Source organism: Tropicimonas marinistellae, from assembly GCF_001509585.1.
GTDB classification, from domain to species: domain Bacteria; phylum Pseudomonadota; class Alphaproteobacteria; order Rhodobacterales; family Rhodobacteraceae; genus Tropicimonas; species Tropicimonas marinistellae.
In genome coordinates, this window is record NZ_LNCI01000005.1 from 92,380 (window position 1) to 111,239 (window position 18,860).

The 18,860-nt window shown below is 64.7% G+C and carries 14 protein-coding genes; 4 read left to right on the forward strand and 10 right to left on the reverse strand.

The window, feature by feature from the left end; genetic code table 11:
• Positions 1 to 127: 127 nt before the first annotated feature.
• From ARC39_RS11615 to ARC39_RS11635, 5 genes are all read right to left on the reverse strand, one after another.
• Positions 128 to 979 carry an ATP-binding protein gene (locus tag ARC39_RS11615; RefSeq protein ID WP_068114615.1) on the reverse strand — a complete coding sequence of 284 codons (852 nt, stop codon included), beginning with the start codon at positions 977 to 979 and terminating at the stop codon, positions 128 to 130.
• Positions 979 to 1,881, reverse strand: coding sequence for a twin-arginine translocase subunit TatC (tatC, locus tag ARC39_RS11620; RefSeq protein ID WP_068114617.1), 903 nt, complete (start codon positions 1,879 to 1,881; stop codon positions 979 to 981). Before tatC ends, ARC39_RS11615 begins: the two co-directional genes overlap by 1 nt.
• Before the next feature lie 10 nt (positions 1,882 to 1,891).
• Positions 1,892 to 2,395, reverse strand: coding sequence for a Sec-independent protein translocase protein TatB (gene tatB, locus ARC39_RS11625; protein WP_068114619.1), 504 nt, complete (start codon positions 2,393 to 2,395; stop codon positions 1,892 to 1,894).
• 58 nt (positions 2,396 to 2,453) lie between these two features.
• On the reverse strand, positions 2,454 to 2,678 hold the full coding sequence (locus tag ARC39_RS11630) for a twin-arginine translocase TatA/TatE family subunit (RefSeq protein ID WP_068114621.1): 225 nt from the start codon (positions 2,676 to 2,678) through the stop codon (positions 2,454 to 2,456).
• Between the two features lie 289 nt (positions 2,679 to 2,967).
• The gene (locus ARC39_RS11635) at positions 2,968 to 4,047 is read right to left on the reverse strand and encodes an ABC transporter ATP-binding protein (RefSeq protein WP_068114624.1); all 1,080 of its coding nucleotides are present in this window, start codon (positions 4,045 to 4,047) and stop codon (positions 2,968 to 2,970) included.
• A gap of 196 nt (positions 4,048 to 4,243) precedes the next feature.
• Here ARC39_RS11635 and ARC39_RS11640 point away from each other — a divergent pair, with 196 nt between their 5' ends.
• Positions 4,244 to 6,064, forward strand: a complete 1,821-nt coding sequence (locus tag ARC39_RS11640; protein ID WP_201455747.1) for an ABCB family ABC transporter ATP-binding protein/permease — start codon at positions 4,244 to 4,246, stop codon at positions 6,062 to 6,064.
• An 83-nt stretch (positions 6,065 to 6,147) separates the two neighbouring features.
• Here ARC39_RS11640 and ARC39_RS11645 read toward each other — a convergent pair whose 3' ends face one another.
• Positions 6,148 to 9,909, reverse strand: a complete 3,762-nt coding sequence (locus ARC39_RS11645; protein WP_078059216.1) for an efflux RND transporter permease subunit — start codon at positions 9,907 to 9,909, stop codon at positions 6,148 to 6,150.
• Between the two features lie 29 nt (positions 9,910 to 9,938).
• Entirely contained in the window at positions 9,939 to 11,204 is a 1,266-nt protein-coding gene (locus ARC39_RS11650) for an efflux RND transporter periplasmic adaptor subunit (protein WP_068114627.1), read from the reverse strand.
• A 291-nt stretch (positions 11,205 to 11,495) separates the two neighbouring features.
• Between ARC39_RS11650 and ARC39_RS11655 the strand changes: the two genes are divergently transcribed.
• From ARC39_RS11655 to der, 3 genes are all read left to right on the forward strand, one after another.
• Positions 11,496 to 12,155, forward strand: a complete 660-nt coding sequence (locus tag ARC39_RS11655) for a tetratricopeptide repeat protein (RefSeq protein WP_068114628.1) — start codon at positions 11,496 to 11,498, stop codon at positions 12,153 to 12,155.
• A gap of 70 nt (positions 12,156 to 12,225) precedes the next feature.
• Positions 12,226 to 13,575 (forward strand): PQQ-like beta-propeller repeat protein, encoded by a 1,350-nt coding sequence (locus tag ARC39_RS11660; RefSeq protein ID WP_068114629.1) that lies wholly within the window; start codon positions 12,226 to 12,228, stop codon positions 13,573 to 13,575.
• Between the two features lie 539 nt (positions 13,576 to 14,114).
• Positions 14,115 to 15,572 (forward strand): ribosome biogenesis GTPase Der, encoded by a 1,458-nt coding sequence (gene der / locus ARC39_RS11665; RefSeq protein WP_068114631.1) that lies wholly within the window; start codon positions 14,115 to 14,117, stop codon positions 15,570 to 15,572.
• 25 nt (positions 15,573 to 15,597) lie between these two features.
• Here der and ARC39_RS11670 read toward each other — a convergent pair whose 3' ends face one another.
• From ARC39_RS11670 to serS, 3 genes are all read right to left on the reverse strand, one after another.
• Positions 15,598 to 16,563, reverse strand: coding sequence for a homocysteine S-methyltransferase family protein (locus ARC39_RS11670; protein ID WP_068114633.1), 966 nt, complete (start codon positions 16,561 to 16,563; stop codon positions 15,598 to 15,600).
• A gap of 192 nt (positions 16,564 to 16,755) precedes the next feature.
• Positions 16,756 to 17,496, reverse strand: coding sequence for a TspO-related membrane protein (locus ARC39_RS11675; RefSeq protein WP_236545246.1), 741 nt, complete (start codon positions 17,494 to 17,496; stop codon positions 16,756 to 16,758).
• A complete protein-coding gene (gene serS, locus ARC39_RS11680; protein ID WP_068114635.1) occupies positions 17,493 to 18,785 on the reverse strand; it encodes a serine--tRNA ligase in 1,293 nt (430 codons plus the stop codon). Before serS ends, ARC39_RS11675 begins: the two co-directional genes overlap by 4 nt.
• Positions 18,786 to 18,860: the final 75 nt, after the last annotated feature.

The following is an 18,860-nucleotide window of genomic DNA, read 5'->3' on the forward strand; positions in this document are numbered from 1 at the left end:
GGGATGTCCTCCGCTTGGGTCCCGTTTGGTCGCGCGGAGCCTAGGGGAAGGTTGTGGCCGGAGCAACGGGCGGATCGGGCTCGCAATGGCGCGCTACCGGCACGCATCCGGGCACGCGAGGTGCCGACTACCTCAGCACCACGCCGAGCCGTCCGGCAAGATCGGTGAAATACTGCCACGCGACGCGCCCTGAACGCGCACCGCGCGTGGCCTGCCATTCAATCGCCTCGGCCCGCAGGGTCTCTGCGTCGACCTCGATACCATGAGCCGCGCAATAGCCGGCGATCATGGCGAGGTATTCGTCCTGGCTGCAGGGATGGAAGCCGAGCCATAAGCCGAAACGGTCGCTGAGCGACACCTTTTCTTCCACCGCCTCCGAGGGATTGATCGCGGAGGATCGTTCGTTCTCGATCATGTCCCTCGGCATCAAGTGGCGCCGGTTCGACGTGGCGTAGAAGAGCACGTTATCGGGGCGGCCTTCGATCCCGCCATCAAGCACCGCCTTGAGCGATTTGTAGTGCTGATCGTCGTGGCTGAAGCTCAGATCGTCGCAAAAGAGGAGAAACCGATGCCTCGTTGCTACCCGAAGCAAACCAAGCAAACGTTGCAACGTCGGAAGGTCCTCGCGTTGCAATTCGACGATCTTCAAGTCTTCGCCCTGCCGACGAACCTCGGCATGGACCGCTTTGACAAGACTGGATTTTCCCATGCCGCGCGCGCCCCACAGAAGCGCGTTGTTCGCCGGAAGCCCCCGCGCGAACTGCAGCGTGTTCGCAAGCAGTGTGTCGCGGGCACGGTCGATCCCGAGCAGGAGCGAGAGGTCGACGCGATTGACCCGTTCCACCTGCGCCAGTCGGTCGGGCTGGGTTTGCCAGACGAAAGCCTCGGCGCTCGTGAAATCGGGTGCGGCTGTGGGGGCAGGTGCAATCCGTTCAAGGGCTGCGGCGATCCGGTCCAGTTCCTCGACGGTGAAGTCCATCAGGCGCCCTTGGCTGCTTCCGTGGTCTCGTCCGGCGCCTCTTCCTCGTCTTCGTCGAGGAGCCCCATCTCGCGAAGCTCCGCGTTTCGTTTCCGCTCAACCCGACCCACAAGAAGGATCGACAGTTCGTAGAGCGAGTAGACCACGACGAAGAGGATGACCTGCGTGATGACGTCCGGTGGCGTGACCAGAGCGGCCAGGGTGAGAATACCCACGATAGCGTATTTGCGAACGTTCCTGAGGCCGGCGACAGAGACCAGCCCGGCCTTTCCCATGAGGGTCAGCAAAACGGGCAACTGGAAGCACAGGCCAAAGGCGATGATGAACTTGAGGGTCAGATCAAGGCTTTCCCGGACCGAGCCGAGGAACACGGTGCGCAATTCCTCGCTTTGCACATCAGCCGGAATGTCCTCACCACTCAACATGGCCGCGAGTGCCGGAATGGCGTCAGAAAAGCCGATGAAAAAGTTCATCGCGAGTGGCGTTACCACGAAATGGGCAAAGGACGCGCCTGCAAGAAAGAGAATCGGTGAGGCGACCAGGAAGGGCAGGAACGCGTTCTTCTCCGATCGGTAGAGACCCGGTGCAACGAAGCGCCAAAGCTGGAAACCGACATAGGGGAACGAGATCGCGAGACCGAAAATCAACGAGATACGGATCAGAACGAAGAACTTCTCTTGCGGCGCGGTGAAGATAAGCTGTGGGTTCTCCCCACGGCTGCGCAAGATGTCCGCGATTGGTTCGACCAGGAAGTTGAGGATTGGCTCGGCGACGAAGAAACAGGCGACCATGGCGATGAAGAACGCCACCACGGAGCGGATCAACCGGGTCCGGAGTTCTGCCAGGTGTTCGATCAACGGCGCGGAGCTGTCTTCGATCTCGTCGTCGGGGCGGTCGCTCATGCCTGTCTGCTCACGTCTTGGAACTGTCTGAGGCCGCAGGCGGTTCTGCGCCGGCGTCGGAAACGGTTTCGGACGCCCGTGCCGCGGCCTCGGCATCCAGGCGCGCCGTGGCGCGGGCAGCCGCGCTTTCGCGGATCTTGCGGGCTGCGTCCTCCCGCTCTTCGGTCATTTTTTGGGTTTGCGGGCCGCGCGGCGCGGGACGGGCGGACGCTTCGTCGGCAACTTCGTCATCCTCGCCAAACGGGTCGAAATCGTCGAAGTCCGTGGCCTTTTTCAGGGCTTCCGCGCCCATCGCCCGCGGGTTGGTCGCATTCTTCAGGTCCCGCGCGACGTCCTTCACGCCGGCCTCGTCGGCGGCATCCTCCATCGCCCGGGTGAAATCGCGCGCCATTGACCGCAAGCGCGCGGTGAACTTGCCCAGAGTACGAAACATCATCGGCAGATCCTTCGGACCCACCACGATGAGGGCCACGATGCCGATCAGAAGCAGTTCACTCCATCCAAGGTCCAGCATGTCGGGTCAGCCTTGTATTGTGCCGAACGCCGGTTCGGCGCCGAGCTCGGACCTGGTCTCAGACCTTGTCTTTGTCGGAGCTTTCTTCGGGAGTAACGTCCCGCGCTGCTTCGGAAGATTTGTCCTCCAGTTCTTCCTTGCCCTCCGCGACGCCCTTCTTGAAGGCAGTGATACCCTTGCCGACCTCGCCCATCAGCGAGGAAACCTTTCCGCGCCCGAACAGAACCAGGACCACCACAGCGATCAGGATCAGGCCGGGGACACCGATATTTCCGATACCCATGTTTTTCTCCCTGTAAGGTCCGCTCGGTTTCCTCCGCGGGACCCGTGGTTGAAGATGTCCGGACATATCTATGAGTTTCGAGCGCCAGTTCAAAGCCCCAAACGCCAAGCGCGCCCGGAAATCCGAATGTGTGTCGGTTGGCCACCTTGGATTTGAGCGCGCGACGTGGGCGGTGCCGATGACGCACGGGAGCCGCCGCGCGCGTCAGGCGCGCGGCCCGGCCCAACTGGAGGAGGTGCATCGCTAGATGCGCCGACGACGGGCGGGAGACCGCTGCCCTAACCTGTGCTCACGCCGGGAAGACGAAACACCGGTCGCGGCGCAGCGTCAGCCAGAGCGGCGTGCCGGGCTTCGGAAGGAAGACAGCCGGGACAGTTGCCTTGAGCGTTGTGCCATCGTGGTCCATGCGAAACTCCACGAGGCTTTCGCGTCCCATGAAACGCGCGCGTTGCACGATACCGCGGGCGGCGACGCCGTCTGTCGATGTGGGGTTCGGACCGCGTCCCTCGCGGTCGAAGTCGATCCGGAGATGTTGTGGTCGAATGACAATTTCCACAGGCGCCCCGTCCGAATGGCCTGGGGTCAGGAACTGGCCAAAGGGTGTCTCCGTCAGCGCACCGTGAGATACGCCGCATACAATATTGATATCGCTGAAAAATGCAGCTGCAGCGCGATCCACGGGGTTGTTGTAGATGTGATAGGGCGCGCCTTGCTGCACGATCCGTCCGTCCCGCATCAGGGCGATCTCGTCGGCCATCCGCATCGCCTCGTCGGGTTCGTGTGTGACCAGCAGGACCGCTGTATTCTCCTCTTTCAGCACCTCCAGCGTACGGTCGCGGATATCGTCTCGCAGCCGGTTGTCCAGGCCCGAAAACGGCTCGTCCATGAGCATGATCGCCGGCTTCGGGGCGATTGCGCGCACCAGGGCCACGCGTTGCTGTTCGCCTCCAGAGAGTTGATGGGGGAAGGCGTCGATATGGCCGGCAAGGTCGACGCGGTCCAGCAAGTCGCGCACCCGTGGCCGGTTCCCTCGCAAGCCGCCGTCGAGGCCGAAGGAGACGTTTTCGCCAACGCTGAGGTGGGGGAAAAGGGCGAAGTCCTGGAACATCAGCCCAATTCCGCGCTGCTCGGGCGGCAGGTGGGACATGTCGTCGGACACACATTTCCCTTCGACAAGAACTTTGCCGGTGGTCTGTCGGTCGACGCCGGCGACAATGCGCAGCGTGGTTGACTTGCCACAGCCGGACGGCCCCAACAGGCAGGTCACCTGACCCGGTTCAACCGACAACGACACGCCGCCAACGACGTCACGACCGTCGAAGCGGCGTGTGATCGTGTCGATCTCGAGGCGGGGCGCGGCTCTAGGCAAGTCGGGATCTGGGTAAGTGTTTCTGTCAGATTTCCAGCAGGCGTATCAGTGCCCCGCCAGTCGGGCAAGAGGTCCGGGCATGTTTCGCGACCTGATTTGTCCGCCGATCGGGAGCACCCTCAGTAAATGCAACGGGTTGCTGGCCATTCAACGGCGCGCTCCCTAGGGTGACATGACGGCAGCGGAAGGCGACCTCATGGCAGACGCAATTCAGGAAGAAGAACGGCGGCGCGGGCTTGCGGTTCTGCGGGATGTGGCTCCGTATTTGTGGCCGGATGGCGAGCCGGGCACAAAGCTGCGTGTGGTTGCGGCGATGGCGGCGCTGGTTTTGGCAAAGCTGGTCGCAGTGACCACGCCGATGCTTTACAAGGGCGCCGTCGATGCGCTTGCCGGCGACAATCCCGACGGCGGTACGATGCTTGCGCTCGGCGCGGTGGGGCTCACGGTCGCCTACGGCACTGTGCGGCTGATGAATATCGCATTCCAGCAGTTGCGCGACGTCATCTTTGCGCGTGTCAGTCAGGGCGCGCTTCGAAAGCTCGCCTTGCGGACCTTCCGGCATATCCACGCGCTGTCCCTGCGCTACCACATCAGTCGGAAAACCGGTGCGCTCAGCCGGATCATGGAGCGCGGGGTGAAGGGGGTCTCCTTTCTGCTGCGATTTCTGCTGTTTTCCATTGCGCCGCTCATTCTGGAACTCCTTCTGGTCTGCGCGATCCTCGTTGCTGTCTTTGACTGGAGATTTCTGGCGGTACTGGCCGTCACCATCGCCCTCTACGTCTGGTTTACCTTCGCGATCACCGAGTGGCGTGTGCGGATTCGGCGCGAGATGAACGAACAGGACAACGAGGCCAATCAGCGGGCCATTGACTCACTGCTGAACTTCGAGACAGTGAAGTATTTCGGGGCCGACCGGCGGGAAGCGGAGCGATACGATCAGGCCATGGCGGGATACGAGGCCGCGGCGTTGAAGACAGCCTACTCCCTGGGCGCGATCAACCTCGGCCAGGCGATCGTCATCAACATCGGGTTGGTCGCTGTGATGGTGATGGCTGCCCGGGGCGTCTCGGCCGGTGATTATACGGTTGGGGACTTCGTCATGGTCAACGCCTACATGCTCCAGATCATCATGCCACTGAATTTCCTTGGCACTGTCTATCGAGAAATCCGCCAGAGCCTCGTGGACATGGGCGAAATGTTCGACCTGCTCGAACAGCCGGCCGAGGTGGTCGACAAGCCGGGGGCACCGGCGCTGAAGGTCGCCGGTGGAGAGGTCGTCTTCGACGATGTGGTGTTCGCCTATGAGTCCGACCGGCCGATTCTGCGTGGTGTGTCACTGAGCGTTCCCGCAGGGCGGTCACTGGCCATTGTTGGGCCGACAGGGTCTGGGAAGTCCACTATCGGGCGGCTGCTCTTCCGGTTCTATGACGTCGACGGAGGAAGCCTGCGGATCGATGGCCAGGACGTGCGCGACGTGACCCAGCAGTCGTTGCATTGTTCCATCGGTGTCGTGCCGCAGGACACGGTGCTGTTCAACGACTCGATCTACTACAACATCGCCTATGGCCGACCTGAGGCCAGTCGCGCGGAGGTCGAAGAGGCCGCGCGCACGGCGGAGATTCACGATTTCATCATGTCATTGCCCCGCGGGTACGACACACTTGTCGGTGAGCGCGGATTGAAGCTGTCAGGCGGCGAAAAGCAGCGCGTGGGCATCGCTCGAACGGTCCTGAAGGATCCGCCCATTCTTCTGCTGGACGAGGCGACATCGGCGCTCGACACGCGGACCGAACAGGGCATCCAGACTTCGCTGCGGCGCATGGGGCGTGGGCGAACGGTGATCACCATCGCGCATCGCCTGTCCACGATCGTCGATTCCGACGAGATCGTCGTGTTGGACGCCGGCGAGGTGGTGGAACGGGGCAGCCATTCGGACTTGCTGGCTCTGAACGGGCGATATGCAAGCATGTGGCTGACCCAGCGTGCCGAAAGCGACGATGGAGCGGATGCGGCCTGACGGAATGTGCCCCTCGCATGGGGCTGGCCGTTCCAATCGCGAGATCATCGTCCGGGACGGCCAGTCAAGCGTGGTGCGTTTGCCTACTCCGCCGCGCGCAGGGAATCATCGTCGGTATCGTTCGGCGGCGATTTCGGCGCAGTGTCCGGTGTTTCGTCCGACGGGGCGGATTCGACGCTCCCGTCCACGTCGCCGGGGACTTCCGGCGCCGACAGACGCGGCGGCGCTGCATCGGCTGCGAGGGTGGGGGGAATGTCCCAGATCAATTCGGGCGCGCGGACACGGTTGGCGGCTCGTGTCAGGGTCCAGTCCTGCGCAGCCCTGCTCCTGCGTCCGCCTGCGACAGCGCCAAAGAGGTGCAGCCCGCCGTAGGCGCCCTTCCAGAACCAGACGCGTGCAGCGAGCATCGCGGGCGTGAAGACCAGCGTCAGCACGGTGGCGATGCCCAGGCCGAATACAACGGCGGTGGCAAGTTGTTTCCACCAGAGCGCGGTGGGGCTGTCGATGGAGTAGCCGCCGTTGAAGAAATCGAGAGACAGGCCGAACATCATCGGCGTAAGGCCGGCCATCGTCGTCGACGTGGTCAGCAGAACCGGGCGCAGACGCTGTTCGGCGGTGCGCGCAATGGCCTCCAGTCGCGGCATGTACTGGCTGAACTCCTGATAGGTGTCGATCAGCACGATGTTGTTGTTCACCACGATCCCGGCCAGCGCCACGATGCCCGTACCGGTCATGATGATCGAGAACGGCTGATCCATCACGATCATCCCGATCAATACGCCGGTGGTAGAGAGTACCACGGCCAGCAGAACCAGCACCGCGTTGTAGAGGCTGTTGAACTGGGTCAGCAGGATCACGAACATCAAGCCGAGCGCGCCTGCGAAGGCGCTCATCAGGAAGGCCTGGCTCTCTTGCTGTTCCTCCTCGTCGCCGGTCCATTGCCAGCCCACGTCGTCGGGCAAGGGGAGTTCCGACTGCAGCCAGTTGGTGATTTCAGTTATCCTCTCGGTGGCATTGACCGGAACGACGGTCAGCCCATCGCGCGCAATCTGTTCGCGGATCGAGGGGCGTTCCTGTGTGTCCTCGGCGCGCACGACATCCACTATCGCGCCATCGCCGTCGACCAGTTTCACCAGTCCCGGAGCCACATCCGCGCGCAAGTCGTAGTAGCGTTGGGCGTCCACACGATCGATGCGGGCGAGTTTCGGGACCGGTTTGCGGGTGATGAAGTTGGAAAGCGGTACAAGCCCATCCATGGTGCGGACCTTGAGCGAATCGAGGGTCGACAGGAGCCTGTCTTCCTCCGGAAGCCGCACGCGGATGTCGATTTCCTCGTCTGAACTGTCCACGCGCATCGTGTCGAGCAGGATGCCGCGGGTGACGAGTTGTACCATTGCGCCCACGGTCGCAACGTCGGCGCCGTAGCGGCCAGCTTTCTCAACGTCCACGTCAATCTGCCAGTCGATGCCGGGCAGGGGAAGCGTATCGTCGATGTCGATCAATCCGGGCATCGACTCGAACTTCGCCCGCGCGATTGCGACCGCGTCGTCCAGACTGTCCCAATCGTCGCCCGTCAGCCGCAAGTGGACCGGCTTGCCGGAGCCCGGCCCCATGCTGAGATCCAGCGTTTCGGTGTAGATGCCGGGGATCTGGTCGAGTTTGGCCTGGATTCGCTCCAGTACCAGATCGCCATCGAGTTCGGGCCGGTCCTTGCGGTCCTCCCAGCGGACCAATTCGACCTGTACCTGTCCGATGGTGTCGCGCGGGCTCGACGCGCCACCGGTGTTGGCATTGAGCCCGCCTTCGCCGGCGAAGGCGAAGACACTGTCGACCCCGGGTTCGCCAAGGATGAGTTGCTCGACCTCACGCACCAACGCGTCCTTGTCGTCGAGGCTGAGGTTGCCGCGCGCACGCACGTAGACGATTGCCTGTTCGGGTTCCGATTCCACGAAGAATTCGACGCCGCGGTTGTGCTCGCCGAAGTATTGGAAAGTCGCCATGACGAAGAAGGCGACGCCGCCAATCACCACCAACGGCATGATCGGGTTCCCCGTCAGCATCCGGATGGCCCACCCGAAAGCGGTACGCTGGTAGCCCGCGCGAATGCGCTTGCGCCGCCACTGGACCTTCGCGGCGTCCATCGTGATGGACGATGCGAAAGCGCCAAGCACAAGGATAACGACGCCGACGATCCGGGCTGCCGCCCCGGCGGGCTCACCGTCCGCCGGGGCCGGGAGGATGTAGGTCGGGTTGAGGACCTGCATCGCGCCCACGAAGATCATGTACAGCGACACCGGTACGAGCGCGGCCTTGATGATCCAGGGCCAGGGCCGAATGCGCTCCGCGATGTGGTGGAACGTGCGGGCCAACCGGCCGGACACGCCGCCGATAACGGGCAGGAATACCAACGCAACGATGAGCGAGGCCGACAGCACGAAAATAAGCGTGATCGGCAGCATCTTCATGAATTCGCCGGAAACGCCCGGCCAGAAGAGCATCGGGAGGAAGGCGCACAGCGTCGTGGCGGTGGAACTGACGATGGGCCAGAACATCCGCTTGGACGCCTCGACATAGGCGTGCATCGGGCCGGTTCCGGCCTGAATTCGCTTGTCGGCGTATTCGACCACAACGATTGCCCCGTCGACCAGCATCCCCACTGAAAGGATCAGGCCGAACATCACCATGTTCGAGATCGCGACGTCCATGATGGCGAGGAAGCCGAAACACAGCAGGAAGGAAGTCGGAATGGCGAAACCAACCAGCAATGACGGTCGCGGGCCGAGGGCGGCCAGCACCACGATCATGACCAGTCCGATGGCGGTCAGTACCGAGCCCTCGAGTTGCGTCACCATCGAGTTGACCTGTACCGACTGGTCATTCGAGGTGCCGACGACGATGGCTTCCTGCAACTCCGGCGGCCATTTGGCCTTTTCCTGCTGCAACGTCTCCCGCACAAGGGCGGCCATGTCGATCACGTTGTAGCCCTTGCGCTTGACGACCTGCAGCGCGACGGTCTTTTCGCCGTTGAAACGGGCTGTTCCCTCACGGTCCTCGTAGGTCAGGGAGATGGTGGCAAGATCGCCCAGCGTGACGACGGAATCGCCGTTTACCTTCACCGGCAATCCGTAGATGTCGGTGGTGCTGTCGAAGGAGGAGGGGATTTTGACCGAGAAGGCGCCGCCTTCGGTTTCGATTTCGCCCGCAGCGATGAGCTGGTTGTTGTTGACGACCGCGTTGATCAGTTCGCCCGCTGTCACATTGTAGGATTCGAGCTTCAGCGGGTCGATGGTGACCTCAACCATCTCGTCGCGGTGACCGGCGAGCGCGGCCTCCAGGACCGGCTCCAGCCCTTCCAGCTTGTCCTGCAACTCGTTGGCGATGCGCAGCAACGTTCGTTCCGGAAGCGGGCCGGAGAGGTTCACGATGATGATCGGGAACTCGGAGAAGTTGAACTCGTCGACAGTGTAGTTTTCCGCGCCTTCGGGGAAATTCGCCTCCGCCTTGTTCATCGCGGCGCGCACGTCGGCAAGGGTCGCGGACTTGTCCCAGCCAAATTCGAACTCCAGCACGAGGTTCGCGTAACCTTCGACCGCTGTCCCGGTCATCCGGTCGAGCCCGTCGAGATCCGACATTTCGGTTTCCATCGGCTTGACGAGCAGTTTCTCGGCGTCCTCGGCAGAGATGCCCGGGAAGGGGACGGAAATGAAGACGGCCGGGATCTCGATATCCGGCTCGCCCTCCTTCGGCAGATTGATGTAGGTCATCGCACCGGCCACGATGGCCAGCAGGATGATCCCGATAATCATGCGCGTGTGATGCGAGGCCCAGTCGACGATCCCGGTCATTGCGCGCTCCCTGGTGGCAAATTCTTCGGCTAGTGAATGACGTTTTCGCGATAAGTTACGTCAAGCGGCACGCCTTCGGTCACATATTCCTGACCGACGACGATAATATCCAATGTCTCCGGCAGACCGGCGACCCATATCCCGTCCGCGGTGTCACGAAGGAACTCGACCGGCGAAAAGGCTGCCACCTTGCCGTCTCCTTCGGTTGCGGCCGCGGCGAATCTTACGCCGAGGCGGCCAGCATCGTCCAGTGTCAGAGACGAGCCCGGAACCAGATGCGCCGTAGAGCCGGCGGCGGCGATTGCAATATCGGCAGTCTGGCCGTCGCGGATACGCAGATCGGCGTTGGGAACCTGAATCTCAACGCGGAACGTCCGCGTGAGCGGGTCGGCCGAACGGGACAGGAACGTGACCGCGCCAGTGACCTGTTCGCCGGAGACCAGCGCAGCGGAGGCGGGTGCGCCAAGTTTCACCTGATCGACCTGCGTTTCCGGGACAAATCCAACAAGCTTGATCGGATCGAGTTGGATCACAGTGGCGCAAGAAGAACCGGGTTGCATCAACGCGCCAAGTTCGGCGGCGTCGGTCTCCAGCAGCCCATCGAATGGCGCTTCGATGGTCAACCTGTCGATCTCGCGTTCGGCGAGCGCCACGGCCGCGGCGGCGGCCTCGACTTGCGATGTCGCGGCTTCAAGACCGGACCGGGACGACTCCAGGCTCGCACGCGCCGAACTGACGGCCGCGCGGGTCGAGGCGACCCGTGTCTCGGATGCAAATCCACCTTCGATCAGTCGGTTGGCCGCGCGGTCGTTGATTTCGGCTTCCTCGAGAAGTGCTTCTGCCTCGACAACACGGGCTTCGGAGACAGGCAACCCGGCCTTGGCGGAGGCAAGTTGCGCGCGCGCTTCCGAAAGCTGCGCCAGGCGTGTACCGGGATCGATTTCGCAAAGAACCTGGCCCTTCTCGACGAAGGCGCCCTTGCGCAACGGATCGGAGACGATCTGGCCGGAAGTCTCGGCCATGGCGTCGACTTGCCGGGCGGCCTCCGTCCGACCGCGCACGAAGACCGCGCTGTCGACGGTCTGCGCGACGGAGGCCATCGCCACAACTGACACGCGCCCGGGCGTGTCGTCGGTGGCGTCGGTCGTTTCTCCTTCCGCGTCGGTCGCATCCTGAACGGGCGCGGGCGCTTCCGGGTCGATACCGGCAAAACGCAGCACGGTGTCCCGTTCCATCACGAGGAAATAGACCACCGCGGCGACGATGGCGGCTATAAGAACCGAAAACCACCTCATATCAATTCGCCCTTCATCGGATTGTAAGCTGTTTGAAACACTTCGGTGAAATGTGACTTCAGCACCGCAATAGCAAGAGTCAAAGCGCATTGAAACCGTGCGAAGGGAGTTGACGCTGGGTAAAAAGGTGCATTGGCCCAACGGTATACCCCGCGTTTGGGCGGCCGCAGGTTGCGGCTGTCCCACGTCCATTGTCCGGGGCTTGGCATTCGCGGAAACTTCGGGGTAAGAGAGGGGCGTTTTCCAGAGCGCCCGCAGGTCTGCTGACGGGTGCCGCAACAGGACGGACCCATGAGCCAGGCTGACAGTTTCATCGAAGAGGTCAACGAAGAGGTCCGCCGAGAGAAACTCTTCTCTCTCTTGCGCAAGTACGGCTGGATCGGGATCGCCGCCGTTGTGCTGCTTGTCGGTGGAGCCGGTTGGAACGAGTACCGCAAGGCATCCGACAAGGCGGCTGCCGAGGCGCTCGGCGACAGTGTACTTGCCGCCGTTGAGAAACCTGACGACGACGCCCGAATTGCCGCTTTGGGAGAGATTCCCGCCGATGGGGCGGCCGCTTCCGTGGTTGGGTTGCTGACGGCTGCCCAGCAATTGACTGCCGATGACCCGGCCGCCGCCGCTGAGATCCTTCGGCCGCTCGCGGCGGACACATCCCTTTCAGTCGTCTACAGCGACCTCGCGGCGCTGAAAATGGTCCTTCTCGGAGAGGCGGCATTCACGCCGGAGGATCGTGCGCAGGTGTTGGATCGGCTGGCACAGCCGGGCGCGCCGTACCGAAATCTCGCCCTTGAGCAGAAGGCGCTCGACCTTGCTGCGGCCGGAAAGACCGATGAAGCGGTTGCTGCAGCGCGGTCACTTCTCGAGGAGCCCGGTCTCACGCAAGGGTTGATGCAGCGCGTTGTGCAACTCATCGTGGCGCTTGGAGCGGATGTCGCCGAGGAAGCCGGCTGACCGGCGCGAGGTTGCGAGAGCATCCGCGTGGCAGATACGGTTGCCAGGAGAGGAAACGGGAGATCGAGCGGTGAAGACACTGGCGAAAACGGTCGGAGGTTTGGCGCTTGCCCTGGTTTTGGCGGGCTGCTCCAACGAGACTCCGCTTCCGGGGGAACGGCTCGAAATCCGCTCGCCGGAGGGGCTTACGGTCGGCGGTGAGGCCGCGCCGCGCATCGAAGGTGCAACGCCGGCTTCGGCGCTATCGCGCGACGTTCCCATTTCGCTCCCCGGGCAGGTCAACCACGCGGCATGGACGCACCGTGGTGGCTCCCCCGTGCACCGACTGCAGCATCCTGCGCTCGGTGCGGCGCAAACGTTGGTCTGGTCGGCCGATATCGGCGCGGGCGAGAGCCGCAAGCTGAAAATCACGGCAGATCCGGTCGTGGCGGATGGTCGTATCTTCACGCTCGACGCGCTCAGCCGGGTGAGCGGTCTTTCCACTGGCGGGGCGACGCTCTGGTCGCGGGATCTTACCCCGGCCTCCGACCGCTCGAAGGATTCCTCCGGTGGCGGGCTCGCGATCGGTGGCGGGCGGCTGTTCGTGACGACGGGCTTCGGCGAGTTGCACGCGCTCGACCCGGCCACCGGGCGCACGCTCTGGGTTCAGGGCTTCGACGCTCCGGTCGCAGGGGCGCCCACGGTCTATGGCGATCTCGTCTACGTCAGTAGCCGGGACAACCGGGCCTTTGCGGTGCGCGCTTCGGATGGCCGCTTGCGGTGGGAATTGCCGCTGGCGCCGACGCCCTCGGCTACCGTCAACGGCGCCGGGCCCGCGGTGACGAGCCGCGTTGCCGTCTTCCCCTTCGGCTCCGCCGAACTGGTGGCCGCGCTGCGGCAGGGCGGAGTCCGGGTTTGGAGCTCCACGGTTGCCGGCGAACGACGGGGGCGGGCCTATGCGGGGGTGAACGACATCTCCTCCGATCCGGTGGTCGTGGGGAACACGCTCTACGCCGGGTCGCCGTCGGGGCGGATCGCGGCCATCGACGTCAACAGCGGCGAGCGGATCTGGACGGCCACCGAGGGCGCGATGAGCCCGGTCGTGGTCGAAGGCGGCTCGGTCTTCGCGGTGACGGACATCCAGCAGCTCGTCCGGATCAACGCGGCCACGGGCGAGGTGATCTGGCGCACCGACCTGCCGGGGTTCAAGAACGAGCGCCCGCGCCGCTATCAGGCGGTCTACGCCCATTATGGCCCGGTCCTGGCGGGCGGCAAGCTGCTCGTGGCCTCCGACGACGGGGTCCTGCGCAGCTTCAGCCCGCAGAGCGGCGCGCTGCTCTCGCAGGTGGCCCTGCCGGCCGGCGCGACCACCAACCCGGTCGTGGTCAACCGGACGCTCTACCTGGTGACGACGAAGGGGCAGTTGGTCGCCTACCGGTAACCGGACGGCCCTGCAAAAGGGCGGTGTCTCACGCGTGAGACAGGAGCCCGGTGACGACTTTTCAATGGGTTACACGGACGAATTAATGAAGCGTTCATACATGGACGACGCTTGAGCGGCGCCGTGGAGAGCGCGACGCCAGCCGTTGACGGGGCGCGGGCATGCCGTCCGAGATGTGCGGACGCCACCTTCAGCGACTGAATGGTCATTCCGGGGCCCGGTTCCCTCAGCATCGCGTTGAGAAACGGAAGGCATGCCACTGTGTTTGTGCGTGTCATTGGGACGGTGTTGCTCCGGCGGGCACGGCGTGTTTGCCGCTGGCACGCGGTATCGCGGCGCGCGGGTTCGCGCGTTGCCGCCTCCGTTCAAGAGACCTACGACGCTGGCGCGGCCCACATGGTGCCCGGAGGTCTGCCGAGACATCGCGGGTGCCGCCCGGATACCTATGTCGGGAGGCCCTGCAAATCACACCTTTCGGCTGCGGCGCGCATGCGCTATGGGTCCGGGTCGGTTCAACCTCAAATTCGCGCGAGACAGCCATGAGTTTCACCCTGGCCCTGGTGGGCCGTCCCAATGTCGGCAAGTCCACGTTGTTCAACCGTCTGGTGGGCAAGCGTCTGGCGCTGGTGGACGATCAGCCCGGTGTGACCCGCGATTTGCGGGAGGGCGAGGCGCGGCTGGGCGACCTGCGGTTCACGGTGATCGACACCGCCGGGCTGGAGGAGGCCACCGACGAGAGCCTTCAGGGGCGGATGCGGCGGCTGACGGAGCGGGCGGTGGAGATGGCCGACGTGTGCCTCTTCATGCTGGACGCCCGTCAGGGCGTGACGCCAGCCGACGAGGTGTTCGCCGACATCCTGCGGCGCAAGTCGGCCCATGTGCTGCTGGCGGCCAACAAGGCGGAGAGCAACGCGAGCGACGCGGGGGTCTACGAAGCCTATGGGCTGGGCCTCGGCGATCCGATCCGGATTTCGGCGGAACACGGGGAGGGCATGGCGGACCTGCATGCGGCCCTGATGCCGCTGGCTGATGCCTTCGAGGCGCGTGCGCAGGCGGAAGCGCCTGCGGTGAATGTCGATCTGCCGGAGGACGGCGGTGGGGAGGCGGATGTGCCCACCCCGGCGAAACCCATGCAGGTGGCCGTGGTCGGCCGGCCGAACGCGGGGAAATCCACCCTGATCAACCGCATTCTGGGCGAGGACCGTTTGCTGACCGGGCCGGAAGCGGGCATTACCCGCGATGCGATCTCGCTGCCGATTGACTGGAACGGCACGCCGATGCGGATTTTCGACACGGCGGGGATGCGCAAGAAGGCGAAGGTGCAGGAGAAGCTGGAGAAGCTCTCCGTCTCCGACGGGCTCCGGGCGGTGAAATTCGCCGAGGTCGTGGTGGTGCTGCTGGACGTGGAAATCCCCTTCGAGCAGCAGGACCTGCGGATTGCCGACCTTGCGGAGCGCGAGGGGCGGGCCGTGGTGGTGGCGGTCAACAAGTGGGATCTGGAAGACGACAAGCAGGGCAAGTTGGCCGGTTTGAAGGAAGCCTTCGAGCGCCTGCTGCCGCAGCTCAAGGGCGCGCCGCTGATCACCGTGTCGGCCAAGACGGGCCGGGGGCTCGACCGGTTGCACGATGCAATCGTGCGGGCGCATGAGGTCTGGAACCGGCGTGTGCCCACGGCGCGGTTGAACCAGTGGCTGACCGGCATGCTGGAGGCCCATCCGCCGCCCGCGCCCGGCGGCAAGCGGGTGAAGCTGCGCTACATGACCCAGGTGAAGACGCGGCCGCCGGGATTCGTGGTGATGGCGTCTTTTCCGGAGAAGCTGCCGGATAGTTACAAACGGTATCTTATCAACGGGTTGCGGGAGGATTTTGATATGCCCGGCACGCCGATCCGGCTGACCTTCCGCAGCCAGGCCGACAAGAACCCGTACAAGGACCGGAAGAAATCCACGCCCTCGCGGCTGCGGAAGCATCTCGGGAAGCCAAGTCCGAAATCCTGATGGCACGGGAGGACCGGTTGAGCGCTCAGGCTGGCACGGGGGCTTGCCGGGCCTTTCGGACGTAGTGGGCGATGCGGTCGAAGTGCTTGTCCCAGGTGCCGCAGCAGCCGCCCCAGATGTCGGCGTCCGGGTAGCGGGCGGCGAGGTCTCCCATCATCTGCCCGAGTTCCTCGGGGTCGCCTTCTTCGATATGGCCGAGTTTGCAGAGGGACACCTTGTCCAGCTTCGCCGCGTTGGGGCGGAGGGAGCGGATGCGGGCGGTCCAGTCGCCCGGCTCCAGCGCCGGTTCGAACTCGACAGGGTGAGAGCAGTTGATTCCGTAGGAATCGGGGCGGGATGCGCCCGCCTCGGCGTCCGTCGCTTCAATCGCTTCGCGCAGGCTCGGACCCGACTTCAGCTTGTGCGTTCGGTCGAGGGTGAAGGACAGATTCAGCGGCAGGCCGGCGGCCGCAGCGGCCCGGCTGATGCCAACGGCCTCGGGAACATTGTTGATCGTGGCGGCCCAGACCATATCCGCGCCGCACTCCTTCAGCGTCTCCATCTGCGTCGCGTGGTAGTCTTCGGCTTCCGTGGCGGTGATGTCGTGGTTCTGGGCATAGGCATCGCCGCGCGGGCCGACGCATCCGGCCACGGCGATCCGTGGCAGCTGGCCCTGGTAGGGGCGGGCGACGTCGCGGAGAAAGTCGATGCAGAGGTGCTGCATTTCCCGCAGCCGTTCGGGGGAATATCCGAGCTTCGCCGCCCAATCCGGGCTCGCGCGGTAGTCGAACCCGGCCATCAGGGCCGCGAAACCGTGCCCGGCGGCGACGTCGAGGTAGCGGCGGTACATGTCGCTCAGATCGGTGCGGGCGGCGGGATTGGCCATCAGTTCGAACATCGCGAAGTCGCGCAGTTCGTACCCGTGGCGATACATGATCTCGGTTTCAACACCGCCCTCGGCGAGGTACAGGACACCGTCCTCGCGGGGAAAGAGCGTGCTTTCGACGGACATTGGGGCCTCCTGTTCGACGCGGTTCGGGAAAGCCTAGCAGATCGCGGCGCCTTTGACCTAACGGGAGGGGCCGGACGGTTCCGCGGGCCCGGGACGGGCGCATCTTGCCCGGCGCGGGACACGGCCGTCAGGCGCGCCGCGCATCGCCGGTCCGAGGCGTGGCGATGCGCGGTGTGCGTCGGGCGGGATCTCTTAGCCCGGTTTTCGGCTGGCGACCCAGGCGAGGGCGACGGCGACGACGCCGAGCAGGGCGAGGGCCGTCAGGGCCCAGTCCCGCCCGGCATTGGCGACGCCCACGGCGAGGAGGCCCCAGCCCACGGCGAGGGCGTATTCCGGCGTGCCGTTCAGGCGGTGCTGCACCCAGACGGCGAGACTGCCTGCTGCAAGGAGCGCCAGCCAGGCCCAGACGGTCGCGCCGGGGCCGATGCCGTAGCCGGACGCGACGATGGCGAGGCCGGCGAAGCTTGCCACGGTGAGCCAGCCGGCATAGAGCGCGATGGGGGCGCGGAGCCACCAGCGGTCGTAGCCGGGCAGGGTGGCGAAGAGCGCGGTGAGCGCGGCGGCGAGCATGCCGAAGATCAGGACGATCGACCAGACCGGGCTGAAATTCGCCACCGCCGTCCAGGGCGTGCCGAGCACGAGCGAGGCGATGAGCGGCCAGCGCGGCCTGTCCCATTGCGGGTCGTCGGCGCGGGTGCCCATGCCGTAGAAGGCATGGGCGAGAAGCCAGAGATAGATCACGCCCCAGATTGCGAAGGCGTAGCCCGCGGGCTGCACCGGCGGATCGATTTGCGGGACCGGGAAGGCCTCCGGCGCGAAGCCGCTGAAGGGCACCGTCAGCGACATCGTGGCAAAGGCCACCGCGGCGGTCACCAGCAGGACCGATTTCATCCGGCCCGGAGATTCGGCGCCGGGATCGTGGAAATCGCTCACTCCAGCGCGCCTTCGGCGGTGATCCGGGTCTTGCCGCCGAGCCACTGGTGCAGCACCTGCGGCAGCAGCACCGAGCCATCCGCCTGCTGGCCGTTCTCCAGCACCGCGATCAGGCAGCGTCCGACGGCGAGGCCGGAGCCGTTCAGCGTGTGCACGAATTCCGGCTTGCCGCCGCCGGTCGGGCGGAAGCGGGCGTTCATGCGGCGGGCCTGGAAATCGCCGCAGACCGAGACCGAGGAGATCTCGCGGTAGGTGTTCTGCCCCGGCAGCCAGACCTCGATGTCGTGCGTCTTGCGCGCGCCGAAGCCCATGTCACCGGTGCAGAGCACGACCGTGCGGTAGGGCAGGCCGAGCTTCTCAAGGATGGTTTCGGCGCAGCGGGTCATCCGCGCGTGCTCTTCGAGGCTCTCGTCGGGGTGGGTGATGGAGACCATCTCCACCTTCTCGAACTGGTGCTGGCGGAGCATGCCGGAGGTATCCTTGCCCGCGCTGCCCGCCTCGGAGCGGAAGCAGAGCGAATGCGCGGTGTAGCGGCGGGGCAGGTAGCTTTCCTCGACGATGCAGTCGTTGACGATGTTGGTCAGCGTCACCTCGGAGGTGGGGATCAGCCACCAGCCCTCGCGCAGCAGGTAGGAATCCTCGCCGAACTTGGGCAATTGCCCGGTGCCGAACATCATCTCCTCGCGCACCATGACCGGGCCGTTGACCTCGGTCAGGCCGTGTTCGCTCGTATGCGTGTCGAGCATGAACTGCGCAAGCGCCCGGTGCACGCGCGCCACCGCGCCCGACATGAGCACGAACCGGGAGCCGGCGAGCTTGGCGGCGGTCTCGAAATCCATGCCGTCCTGCACGGCGGCAAGCTCGTAGTGCTCCTTCGGGTCGAAATCGAAGGCGCGCGGCTCGCCCCAGCGGCGGATTTCCACGTTGTCGTTCTCGTCCGCGCCCTCGGGCACGTCGTCGTGCGGCAGGTTGGGCAAGCCGGCCAGCATGTCCCGCAGGCGGGAATCCTCGGTCTTGGCCTCGTCCTCGAGTCGCGCGATCTCGGCCTTCTTCTCGCCGACGAGCGCGCGCAGGCGTTCGAACTCGGCCTCGTCGCCCCTGGCCTTGGCGGCGCCGACCTCCTTGGAGGCGGCGTTGCGCTCGGCCAGCGCGGTCTCCGCTGCGGCGATCTTTTCGCGGCGGGCGGCGTCGAGGGCCAGGATATCGGAAGACACCGACGACAGCCCGAGCTTCGCCATGCCGGCGTCGAAGGTTTCGGGGTTTTCGCGAATGAAGCGAATGTCGTGCATCGGGTCTCTCCTTGGCCCCTGACTACAATTGTGCAGGGGCCTCATGCCGGAAAGCGGCGCAGGAGGGAAGGGGGC

What these genes read in the sequence shown, in the direction of transcription:
- ARC39_RS11655 (WP_068114628.1), top strand. Translation starts at nt 11,496, where the DNA reads ATGAGCCAGGCTGACAGTTTCATCGAAGAGGTCAACGAAGAGGTCCGC.
- ARC39_RS11670 (WP_068114633.1), bottom strand. Translation starts at nt 16,563, where the DNA reads ATGTCCGTCGAAAGCACGCTCTTTCCCCGCGAGGACGGTGTCCTGTAC.
- der (WP_068114631.1), top strand. Translation starts at nt 14,115, where the DNA reads ATGAGTTTCACCCTGGCCCTGGTGGGCCGTCCCAATGTCGGCAAGTCC.
- tatC (WP_068114617.1), bottom strand. Translation starts at nt 1,881, where the DNA reads ATGAGCGACCGCCCCGACGACGAGATCGAAGACAGCTCCGCGCCGTTG.
- ARC39_RS11645 (WP_078059216.1), bottom strand. Translation starts at nt 9,909, where the DNA reads ATGACCGGGATCGTCGACTGGGCCTCGCATCACACGCGCATGATTATC.
- serS (WP_068114635.1), bottom strand. Translation starts at nt 18,785, where the DNA reads ATGCACGACATTCGCTTCATTCGCGAAAACCCCGAAACCTTCGACGCC.
- ARC39_RS11640 (WP_201455747.1), top strand. Translation starts at nt 4,244, where the DNA reads ATGGCAGACGCAATTCAGGAAGAAGAACGGCGGCGCGGGCTTGCGGTT.
- tatB (WP_068114619.1), bottom strand. Translation starts at nt 2,395, where the DNA reads ATGCTGGACCTTGGATGGAGTGAACTGCTTCTGATCGGCATCGTGGCC.
- ARC39_RS11630 (WP_068114621.1), bottom strand. Translation starts at nt 2,678, where the DNA reads ATGGGTATCGGAAATATCGGTGTCCCCGGCCTGATCCTGATCGCTGTG.
- ARC39_RS11615 (WP_068114615.1), bottom strand. Translation starts at nt 979, where the DNA reads ATGGACTTCACCGTCGAGGAACTGGACCGGATCGCCGCAGCCCTTGAA.
- ARC39_RS11650 (WP_068114627.1), bottom strand. Translation starts at nt 11,204, where the DNA reads ATGAGGTGGTTTTCGGTTCTTATAGCCGCCATCGTCGCCGCGGTGGTC.